This window comes from Pseudoalteromonas sp. TB51 (assembly GCF_000498055.1).
In the GTDB taxonomy this organism is placed as follows: domain Bacteria; phylum Pseudomonadota; class Gammaproteobacteria; order Enterobacterales; family Alteromonadaceae; genus Pseudoalteromonas; species Pseudoalteromonas atlantica.
This window is the reverse complement of the sequence record NZ_AUTO01000129.1, coordinates 1-10456: the sequence shown is the minus strand read 5'-3', so window position 1 is coordinate 10456 and position 10456 is coordinate 1. Positions and strand designations below refer to the sequence as shown.

General features: G+C 42.9%; 9 protein-coding genes, 2 rRNA genes and 1 pseudogene. 7 read left to right on the top strand and 5 right to left on the bottom strand.

Going from position 1 to position 10456, the window contains the following annotated elements; genetic code table 11:
- The 3 genes from L650_RS0106735 to L650_RS0106725 form a co-directional block, all read left to right on the top strand.
- A 23S ribosomal RNA gene (locus L650_RS0106735) occupies nucleotides 1-1317 on the top strand; the annotation flags it as partial.
- Nucleotides 1318-1457: 140 nt separating this feature from the next.
- Nucleotides 1458-1572: ribosomal RNA gene (gene rrf, locus L650_RS0106730) — 5S ribosomal RNA — on the top strand.
- A 586-nt stretch (nucleotides 1573-2158) separates the two neighbouring features.
- Entirely contained in the window at nucleotides 2159-3631 is a 1473-nt protein-coding gene (locus tag L650_RS0106725; protein WP_029772616.1) for an NAD(P)H-hydrate dehydratase, read from the top strand.
- Between the two features lie 4 nt (nucleotides 3632-3635).
- Here L650_RS0106725 and L650_RS0106720 read toward each other — a convergent pair whose 3' ends face one another.
- The 5 genes from L650_RS0106720 to L650_RS0106700 all read right to left on the bottom strand — a co-directional run bounded on the left by L650_RS0106720 (nucleotide 3636) and on the right by L650_RS0106700 (nucleotide 7227).
- On the bottom strand, nucleotides 3636-4028 hold the full coding sequence (locus L650_RS0106720; protein WP_029772615.1) for a VOC family protein: 393 nt from the start codon (nucleotides 4026-4028) through the stop codon (nucleotides 3636-3638).
- 223 nt (nucleotides 4029-4251) lie between these two features.
- Entirely contained in the window at nucleotides 4252-4518 is a 267-nt protein-coding gene (locus L650_RS23605) for a hypothetical protein (protein WP_085065434.1), read from the bottom strand.
- 137 nt (nucleotides 4519-4655) lie between these two features.
- The gene (gene groL / locus L650_RS0106710) at nucleotides 4656-6305 is read right to left on the bottom strand and encodes a chaperonin GroEL (RefSeq protein ID WP_029772614.1); all 1650 of its coding nucleotides are present in this window, start codon (nucleotides 6303-6305) and stop codon (nucleotides 4656-4658) included.
- Between the two features lie 48 nt (nucleotides 6306-6353).
- Nucleotides 6354-6641 carry a co-chaperone GroES gene (locus tag L650_RS0106705; protein ID WP_004587676.1) on the bottom strand — a complete coding sequence of 96 codons (288 nt, stop codon included), beginning with the start codon at nucleotides 6639-6641 and terminating at the stop codon, nucleotides 6354-6356.
- 109 nt (nucleotides 6642-6750) lie between these two features.
- On the bottom strand, nucleotides 6751-7227 hold the full coding sequence (locus tag L650_RS0106700) for an FxsA family protein (protein ID WP_004587675.1): 477 nt from the start codon (nucleotides 7225-7227) through the stop codon (nucleotides 6751-6753).
- Between the two features lie 188 nt (nucleotides 7228-7415).
- Between L650_RS0106700 and cutA the strand changes: the two genes are divergently transcribed.
- The 4 genes and pseudogenes from cutA to L650_RS0106680 form a co-directional block, all read left to right on the top strand.
- Nucleotides 7416-7736, top strand: coding sequence for a divalent-cation tolerance protein CutA (cutA, locus tag L650_RS0106695; protein WP_029772613.1), 321 nt, complete (start codon nucleotides 7416-7418; stop codon nucleotides 7734-7736).
- Nucleotides 7736-9550 (top strand): protein-disulfide reductase DsbD, encoded by a 1815-nt coding sequence (locus L650_RS0106690; RefSeq protein WP_029772612.1) that lies wholly within the window; start codon nucleotides 7736-7738, stop codon nucleotides 9548-9550. Before cutA ends, L650_RS0106690 begins: the two co-directional genes overlap by 1 nt.
- Before the next feature lie 228 nt (nucleotides 9551-9778).
- The gene (aroQ, locus tag L650_RS0106685) at nucleotides 9779-10231 is read left to right on the top strand and encodes a type II 3-dehydroquinate dehydratase (protein ID WP_024031479.1); all 453 of its coding nucleotides are present in this window, start codon (nucleotides 9779-9781) and stop codon (nucleotides 10229-10231) included.
- A gap of 32 nt (nucleotides 10232-10263) precedes the next feature.
- Nucleotides 10264-10456, top strand: a pseudogene (locus L650_RS0106680) (acetyl-CoA carboxylase biotin carboxyl carrier protein); the annotation flags it as partial.

The window sequence follows — 10456 nt, the reverse complement described above, 5'->3', positions numbered from 1 at the left end:
TTATACCGAATCGTACCCCAAACCGACACAGGTGGTCAGGTAGAGAATACTAAGGCGCTTGAGAGAACTCGGGTGAAGGAACTAGGCAAAATCGTACCGTAACTTCGGGAGAAGGTACGCTCCTATCTGTGATGAGACTTGCTCTCTAAGCGGACGGGAGCCGCAGTGACCAGGTGGCTGGGACTGTTTATTAAAAACACAGCACTGTGCAAAATCGCAAGATGACGTATACGGTGTGACACCTGCCCGGTGCCGGAAGGTTAATTGATGGGGTTAGTTTTCGGACGAAGCTCTTGATCGAAGCCCCGGTAAACGGCGGCCGTAACTATAACGGTCCTAAGGTAGCGAAATTCCTTGTCGGGTAAGTTCCGACCTGCACGAATGGTGTAACCATGGCCACGCTGTCTCCACCCGAGACTCAGTGAAATTGAAATCGCAGTGAAGATGCTGTGTACCCGCGGCTAGACGGAAAGACCCCGTGAACCTTTACTACAGCTTGGCACTGAACATTGAACCTACATGTGTAGGATAGGTGGGAGACTTTGAAGCAGCGACGCTAGTTGTTGTGGAGTCGTCCTTGAAATACCACCCTTGTAGTTTTGATGTTCTAACGTTGGCCCCTGAATCGGGGTTACGGACAGTGCCTGGTGGGTAGTTTGACTGGGGCGGTCTCCTCCCAAAGAGTAACGGAGGAGCACGAAGGTTGGCTAAGTACGGTCGGACATCGTACGGTTAGTGTAATGGTAGAAGCCAGCTTAACTGCGAGACAGACACGTCGAGCAGGTACGAAAGTAGGTCATAGTGATCCGGTGGTTCTGAATGGAAGGGCCATCGCTCAACGGATAAAAGGTACTCCGGGGATAACAGGCTGATACCGCCCAAGAGTTCATATCGACGGCGGTGTTTGGCACCTCGATGTCGGCTCATCACATCCTGGGGCTGAAGTCGGTCCCAAGGGTATGGCTGTTCGCCATTTAAAGTGGTACGCGAGCTGGGTTTAGAACGTCGTGAGACAGTTCGGTCCCTATCTGCCGTGGGCGTTTGAGAATTGAGAGGGGTTGCTCCTAGTACGAGAGGACCGGAGTGAACGAACCGCTGGTGTTCGGGTTGTCATGCCAATGGCATTGCCCGGTAGCTACGTTCGGAACTGATAAGCGCTGAAAGCATCTAAGCGCGAAGCAGGCCTCGAGATGATTTCTCACTAGACTTTTAAAGTCTCTGAAGGGCCGTTGAAGACTACAACGTTGATAGGCAAGATGTGGAAGTGGTGTGAGCCATTAAGCTAACTTGTACTAATTACCCGTGAGGCTTAACCATACAACGCCAAACGCGTTTTGTGACAGAAACAAGCGACAGAAGTTAATAGCTAGAGTAGATAGATACTTAGACTTAAAAAATATTATCAGATATTTTCCAAATTTAGTTGGTACGTGAAAACGGACTGACACCCTAATTTGCTTGGTAACCATAGCGTTTTGGACCCACCTGACCCCATGCCGAACTCAGTAGTGAAACGAAACAGCGCCGATGATAGTGTAGTATTTGCTATGTGAAAGTAGGACATTGCCAGGCTCCAAATAAAAGAAACCCGTTGCAGCGATGTGACGGGTTTTTTGCTATCTGGGATTTAATAAATAGCCAAGTGCTCATGCCAAGCTCAGTATTCAAACAAAACAGCTCGAAGGCGAGCCCCGACGCAGTGATAATGTCCCATTTGCTATGTGACTCTCTACCGCTGTGGGCACTACGACATTGCCAGGCTTCAAATACAAGAAAGCCCGACTCGTAAGAGCCGGGCTTTTTTACGTCTGCAGAAAAGTGAAATGCGGACAATTAATGCACACTCATCTACTTCTAGAATGTAGGTCGGGCGAGCGTAGCGACTCCCGACACAAAAGAGGCGAGCTTTTTTACGTCCGCAGAAAAGTAAAAATACTTTCCAGATTTTATTCGCACAGTCTCCACCACCTCCGTAGCGTGGGTTGAGTATCACGAAACCCGCGGCAAAAGCCCACTACAGAACTCACACTCTTTGTACTAAAGCCTTCAATTTCAGTTTTAATAGCTGTTTAGCATGCTAAATCCGCTATTGAAAAGTGCTCTTTTATCCCAAGCTATAGTTATAGAGCATCTACACACTTATTTATGGCGAGTTTTTATGTTAAATAAACAAAGGCATATTTACACAAAAGAGCAGATTCGCTCTTATGAGGGAGAGGCGGCTAAGCAATGTGGAATAGATTTATTTACTTTAATGCAGCGAGCGGGAGAGGCAGTATACAAGCAGTGGCAGTCTTTTAACGCTAAGCTTACTTTGATTATTGTAGGTAATGGCAATAATGCGGGTGATGCTTACATAGCCGCGTGTTTAATTAAGGACTCTGGTGCAGAGGTTAAAGTTTGCGCTATAGATCCTGTAAAAACACTCAGTGGTGACGCTGCTAAAGCAAAGCAGTTATGGCTTGATACTGGTGGCATAGTTAACGAGTTTGCAAAGAGTGATTTAGATTACTGTGACTGTGTGATTGATGGGTTACTAGGTACTGGGCTTAATTCACCTGTTCGCGAAAATTATTGTGAGATTATTACCGCCATCAACCAAAGCGAAAAGCCTGTTTTAAGTATTGATGTTCCCTCAGGGATTGATGCAAATACAGGTGAAGTATTAGGTGCAGCTATTCAGGCAACAAAAACGGTTACTTTTATTGCAACTAAACAAGGCCTTTCTACAGGGACAGGTAAACAGCATGCCGGTGAGTTGATTCTCGATGAATTAGCAATTGAAGATACTTTTAGTCAACTCGCTTCACCTTGTGCTCACTTGATAAATATAGATAGCTTTAAACGCTTGGGCTCTCGGGCTGTAAATAGCCATAAGGGCAATCATGGCAAGTTATTATGCGTAGGGGGCAACCAAGGTACTGCGGGTGCAATCCGGCTCAGTAGTGAAGCTGCGCTACGAGCAGGCGCGGGGATGGTGAAGGTTTATACGCACCAAAGCTCTATTATGCCAATAAGCATAGGTAGGGCAGAATTAATGGTCATGAGTGAAAACCTTGAACAGGCTTTAGAGTGGGCAAGTTGTGTAGTACTTGGCCCTGGACTTGGGCAGGATGAATGGGCTAAAAAAACGTTTTGCACTGTAATGCACTATTGCCAAGAGCACAATACGCCGCTTGTACTTGATGCTGATGCACTTAATTTATTAGCTGAAAATGCAAGTGCTTATACATTGGCTCAATGTATCCTTACTCCGCACCCTGGTGAGGCGGCTCGGCTCATTAGCAAAAACACCTCTGAAATAGAGTCAAATAGGTTTGGAAGCGTGCGACTATGCGCAAAACGGTATAATGCTACTTGCATATTAAAAGGCGCTGGCTCTTTAATTGATAACGGTAAAAACACTTGGGTGTGTGAAAATGGCAACGCAGCACTTGCCGTTGGAGGGAGTGGCGACGTACTTACAGGTATTATTGGTGCATTGCTTGCTCAAGGGCTTAGTATCGATGAAGCAGCGCGATACGGGGTAACTCTTCATGCTAGAGCAGGTGAGGTTGCGGCTGAAGAGCAAGGGCAGCGTGGCATGCTACCCTCGGATTTATTTCAAATAGTCAGGTCGTTAATCAACTAAGTATTTAGCTCTGTTGAATAAGATCCCATTTGTTACCATAGAGATCTTCAAATACGGCCACCGTACCGTAAGGCTCATTACGAGGCTGCTCATGAAATACTACGCCATTTTCTAGCATGCTTTCGTAGTCGCGCCAACAGTTGTCAGTGTTTAAAAATAGCCATACACGGCCACCTGCTTGATTGCCAACAGCGTTAAACTGCTCAGGCTCTGTGGCTTGTGCAAGTAATATATGTGTGCCGTTTGAGTTGGGTGGGGTTATTAACACCCAGCGTTTTCCATCACCTAAATCCGTATCTTCCACTAATTCAAAGCTTAATTTTTTTGTATAAAATGCGATTGCTTCGTCATAGTCTTTTACAACAAGAGCAATACTACCTATATGCTGCTTTGGCATAACTTAAAAACCTAGAGTTGTTTTATGTTTGTGTATTTTCACATATCAATACAGGGATGAATAGTATAGGTAAATGTTTATTAAAGCTTATTTTGAGGGGGTTGTACGTTATACATTGGCTTCGCATATAGGGTTAGTAGTAAAAAGGTTCACTCTATTTTAAACCTTAGAGCATGCTTAAAGCGTCCTTAAAGAGTGTTTTAATTTACGTAGCTAAACTGGCTTACTCATCTTCATTAGTAGGGTCGTCACCTGAGTCTTCTTTTCGTTTACGCTGCTCTTGCTTGGCCTTTTGAACATTTTCATAAGTAGGGGGTGGAATAGGCATAAGTGAAATTAGTGGAAAAAATGCTAAAAATAAATACGCCCCTTTAGACATGCTCTTACCCCATATAACGAGCTTAAGCATAATCCAAGCAATAAATACCACTAACCCTGTTATAAGTGAAACCAAAATAAAGAAGATGATTATTTCATTATTATTAAGCAAATCCTTTTACCTTCAATCCAATAACTCATGGTATAGATTTGGAGATAAATTAAGCAATAACAATAGGCTTGTACTAAAAAGCAAAAACCCAGCCGAAGCTGGGTTTTTATATAAGCAAGGTGCTTAAAGGAGGATGATTACATCATTCCGCCCATGCCACCCATTCCGCCCATGCCACCCATATCAGGGGCACCAGCAGCTTCTTCTTTAGGGATTTCAGCAACCATTGCTTCGGTAGTGATCATTAGACCCGCAATCGAACCTGCAAATTGTAGTGCAGAGCGCGTTACTTTAGTTGGATCTAGGATACCCATTTCAAGCATGTCGTTGTATTCGCCAGAGGCTGCGTTGTAACCGTAGTTACCTTCGCCACCTTTAACAGCGTTTATTACTACCGACGCTTCGTCGCCTGCATTTGTTACGATTTGACGAAGTGGTGCTTCCATCGCACGAAGTGCAACTTTAATACCGTGGTTTTGGTCTTCGTTGTCGCCAAGTAGCTCAACTAGCTTGCTAGCAGCACGTACAAGAGCAACACCACCACCAGGTACTACGCCTTCTTCAACCGCTGCACGAGTTGCATGTAATGCATCTTCAACACGGTCTTTTTTCTCTTTCATTTCAATTTCAGTCGCTGCGCCTACTTTAATTACTGCAACACCGCCGGCAAGTTTAGCCATGCGCTCTTGTAGTTTTTCTTTATCGTAGTCAGACGTTGCTTCTTCAATCTGTGCTTTAATTTGAGCAACACGGCCGTTAATGCCATCTTCTTCACCCGCACCATCAATGATAGTTGTATCATCTTTAGTGATTACTACACGCTTAGCAGTACCTAGGTCTTCGATAGTTGCTTTTTCAAGCTCTAAACCAATTTCTTCAGAGATAACAGTACCGCCAGTTAATACGGCGATATCTTGTAGCATTGCTTTACGACGGTCGCCAAAACCAGGGGCTTTAACTGCTGATACTTTAACAATACCGCGCATGTTGTTAACTACAAGCGTTGCAAGTGCTTCGCCTTCTAGGTCTTCAGCAATGATTAATAGTGGCTTGCTTGCTTTAGCAACGGCTTCTAATGTAGGTAGTAACTCACGAATGTTAGATACTTTTTTATCTACAAGTAGAATGAACGGGTTGTCTAGCTCAACAGCGCCTTTTTCAGCGTTATTGATAAAGTACGGAGATAGGTAACCACGGTCAAACTGCATGCCTTCTACAACATCTAGTTCGTTCTCTAGCGATTGACCTTCTTCAACAGTAATAACACCTGTGTTACGGCCTACTTTTTCCATTGCTTGTGCAATGATGTCGCCAATTTCTTTATCAGAGTTAGCTGAAATAGTACCTACTTGAGCAATAGCTTTAGTATCAGCACATGGTACAGATAGCGCTTTAAGCTCTTCTACTGCAGCGATAATTGCTTTATCAATACCGCGCTTAAGATCCATTGGGTTCATACCCGCAGCAACCGCTTTAAGACCTTCGTTTACAATAGATTGCGCAAGTACAGTTGCGGTAGTAGTACCGTCACCCGCTGCATCATTTGCTTTAGATGCAACTTCTTTCACCATTTGTGCACCCATGTTTTCAAACTTGTCTTCAAGTTCGATTTCTTTTGCTACAGATACACCATCTTTAGTGATCACTGGAGAGCCAAATGATTTATCTAGTACTACGTTACGGCCTTTAGGACCTAAGGTCACTTTTACTGCGTTTGCTAGGATATTTACGCCTGTTAGCATTTTACCGCGTGCGTCACCTGCAAAAAGTACTTCTTTTGCTGCCATCTTTAATTTCCTCTAAATTCTTAAATGTTTGTTAAACGAAAAGTAGGGTTAGCCTACAATGCCTAAAATGTTGTCTTCACGCATGATCAGGTACTCTTGACCTTCGATCTTTTCAGTTTTTTCAACATATGAGCCAAATAACACAGTGTCACCGGCTTTTACTTCTAAAGCTCTAACGTCACCGTTATCTAGAACGCGACCATTGCCAACAGCAATAACTTCTCCGCGAGTTGATTTTTCAGCTGCAGAGCCAGTTAATACAATACCGCCAGCAGACTTGGTTTCTTCTTCTAGACGCTTAACGATTACGCGATCTTGTAAAGGACGAATGTTCATTTTTTTAGTTCTCCTAACAGTTTCTGAACAGTACAGAAAAAAGCTTTTCTAATTTGCATTCATTAATGGGGGTAGAGTGTAAAATTCCAAGAGAAAAATCGATAAATTTTTAATCTTTTCTCTCATACTCGCCATCAATGGTAGTTGGTTTATTTACATGCTGTTGTTCTTGCTGCGAATGTGGGTGTTGTGTAAAGGCCGAAGAGCCTTGCTGTGCACCTGTGCTCATGCGTACCGTTGCCTGACTAGCAAGGCCTGCAGCAAGTTTATTGCGTATTGAGGGGGTTAATAATAGTAGGCCGAATACATCGGTCATAATGCCTGGGGTTAGCAATAAAACACCCGCAATGATCACGCAAATACCGGTAAATAATTCTTTAGCTGGCATTTGTCCTTGGGCCATTTGGCTTTGTGCATTTTGTAAAGCACCCATACCTTGTTGTTTAACCATTCTGGCGCCCAAAATAGCCGTAACAATCACTAGGGCTATAGTCGCAAACCCACCAATTACATCGCTAACCTGTATTAGTAGCGCAATTTCGATGATAGGAATGATAATAAACAACACAAATAAAAATCTAAACATAGGGCTCTCTAAATAATGGCACTCAAAAGAGTGGATGAAATATAAGTGAGGGTGAAAGGGTCTATTTTCAAGGTTGAGCTTAAAGTGATTAATAATTGCTTAATATCTACAATTATTCATCGCCTACACATTACACTAGCTATCAGATACTATTGCATTAGTTCCCTATAAATTAGTAAAGGTTAATTATGACTACGCAATTTAAATTGATATTTACCACGTGCAAAGATGAGGCTGAAGCACGCACTTTAGCAAAAGCACTTGTAGCGCAAAAATTAGCGGCGTGTGTAAATATTTTACCAAATATGACCTCAGTTTATATGTGGGAAGGCGATGTTGCCCAAGAGATAGAAGCAAAGCTACTGATTAAAACAAAATCAGAAAAAATGAATGATGTTTTTGAAACCATCAAAAGTTTACACAGTTACGAAGTGCCCGAAATTCAAGTGGTTGATGTGGCCACTGGTAATTTGGCTTATTTTCATTGGATGGATGAGGTATTAAATTAATGCGGTTTTTCTTTTTATTATTGGTTAGCTTGCTGGCGCTTCCGGCCAAGGCAAACACCAATAATGTGCTAGGTGATTTACTTGCCCCGCCACAGCAAACCTTTTTACCCGTAGACCAAGCGTTTGTATTTGATTTTGATCAGCAAGGTAGCACTTTATTTGTGGGATGGGATATAGCGCCTGACTATTACCTTTATAAAAAGAAAATAGAAATTATCGCCAAAGGCGCCAACATAAAGGTAGGCGATGCCGGTACTGGCGAAATAATTGAAGACGAGTTTTTTGGCAAAACCGAAGTTTTTTTCAGTAGTGTGAGTGTTATAAGTAAGCTCAGTAATGTTACAGAGGGGGCTGTTGTAAAGGTGCGCTATCAGGGCTGTGCCAAAGCTGGGCTGTGTTATCCGCCTGAGGTTATTAGTATTCCTTTAAGCGTTATTGCCTCAGAGCAAGCGCAAGGTAATAACTCATCTGCTGATGCCGCAGATACATTAAACGCATTAACTCCTCCTGTAGATTCAATGCGTAGCCAAAGTAATACAACCACTCAAGATTTAAGTTTTACAGAGCGATTAGCAAGTCAAAGTTTAGTAACCAATTTACTTATATTTTTTGCTGTTGGGGTGGGGCTTGCGTTTACACCCTGTGTGTTCCCTATGTTTCCTATTTTATCGAGTTTAATTGCAGGGCAGCAAAATCTATCTACTAAAAAAGCGTTTGCGTTGTCGTTTGTATATATACAAGGTATGGCGCTTACTTATGCTGCATTAGGGTTAGTAGTGGCGGCCTTAGGCGGGCAAGTGCAGGGGTATTTACAACACCCTTATGTACTTATTAGTTTTAGTTTACTGTTTGTATTGCTCGCAATGTCGATGTTTGGCTGGTACGAAATTAAGTTACCCAGCGCCATGATGAGCAAGCTAACGCAAGTCAGTAATAACCAAAAAGGCGGCAATTACCTAGGTGTGTTTTTGATGGGGGTGTTGTCGGGGTTAATTGCATCACCTTGTACCACAGCTCCGTTATCTGCTGCGCTATTATTTGTAGCGCAAAGTGGTGACTACCTTGTCGGTGGTTTAACCCTGTATGTATTAAGTTTAGGAATGGGCCTACCGCTTTTATTACTCGGTACGTCTGGTGGCAAATTGCTTCCTAAAGCTGGCGGTTGGATGGAGCAAGTTAAAACGTTATTTGGTTTTATTATGCTTGTTGTGCCACTTATTTTATTGGAGCGCATAATTAGCGCCGACATTATTTTACTTATGGCGGGTATTTTAGCACTGGCAACGGCTGTTTATTTACACTATTGGCAGAGTGCGCAGTCACAAAGCAAGCTTAAAACAGCGCTTTGGTTTAGTGCTACATTTTTAGTACTTACTGGTTTTACATTAGCTAAAAACGTTATTTGGCCGCAGCAACAGGTTGAGCAGGTTAGTCAGCAAAGTAATGAGTTTAAACAAGTGGCTAATTTAACCGAGCTAAAAAACGCTGTTGCTGAAGCTAATCAGCAAGGCAAACTGGTGATGGTTGATTTATACGCCGATTGGTGTGTGGCATGTAAAGAGTTTGAGCATTACACATTTCCTGATGCCAAAGTACAGAGCGAGTTTAGTCACTATCAGTTAATTCAAATCGATTTAACGCAAAGTGATGACACCACCATTGAGCTAATGGAAGAGTTCACTGTGTTTGGTTTACCCAGTATTTTGTTTTTTAACACACAAGGGCAAGAGCTAAGTTCAGAGCGCGTTACAGGATTTTTAAACGCCGATGATTTTGCCACCCACCTAGCTGCAGTGCGCGCCAGCGCACAATAATAGTGCAATTTAGCCGCTTGGGCTTACCAAGTGGCTTGCCTTCAATTACGTCATATTTATTACACCTCCAGAGATTAGACCAGTATTTTGCTGCTATTTACATCGAACTGACTATAATAGTTGGCTAACGTGAGAATTTGTTGCAATTTTTGTTTTTTATACTTACTTTAGTGTACAAAATTAGCTCGCAACGGCTTAACTCATTACTTAGAGGATATATCGCGTATTATGGCTGCAAAATTTAAACTTTTAGTTATAAATGGTCCAAATTTAAACATGCTAGGAAAGCGTGAGCCAGAAAAGTACGGTTTGCACACTCTTGGTGAAATTATGAGCGAACTAACGACTGCCGCAGAGGGTCTAGATGTTCAGCTTACGCATTTTCAAAGTAATAGTGAGCAAGCCCTTATAGAAAGAATACACGATGCTTGGCAGGCAGTTGATTACATAATTATTAATCCTGCTGCATTTACGCATACTAGCGTCGCTTTACGTGATGCATTGTTAAGCGTTGATATTCCTTTTTTTGAGGTGCACTTAAGTAATGTGCATGCACGTGAAGCATTTCGTCATCATTCGTATTTTTCTGATGTGGCGCAAGGTGTGGTATGTGGATTAGGTGCAATGGGTTACCACGCAGCATTGAACGCTGCCGTGAGCCGGTTGCAAAACTCGAATTAATTTAAACTAACAAACTTATAGGCGGGTCGTTCATGGATATTCGCAAGATCAAAAAGCTAATCGAATTAGTAGAAGAATCAGGTATTGCTGAGCTAGAAATCACTGAAGGTGAAGAATCAGTACGTATTAACCGTAACAACATGAGTGCAGGTCCGGCTTACGCTCAGTACGCACCACAGCAATTTGCTGCTCCAGCACCTGCGGCACCAGCACAAGCTGCGCCAG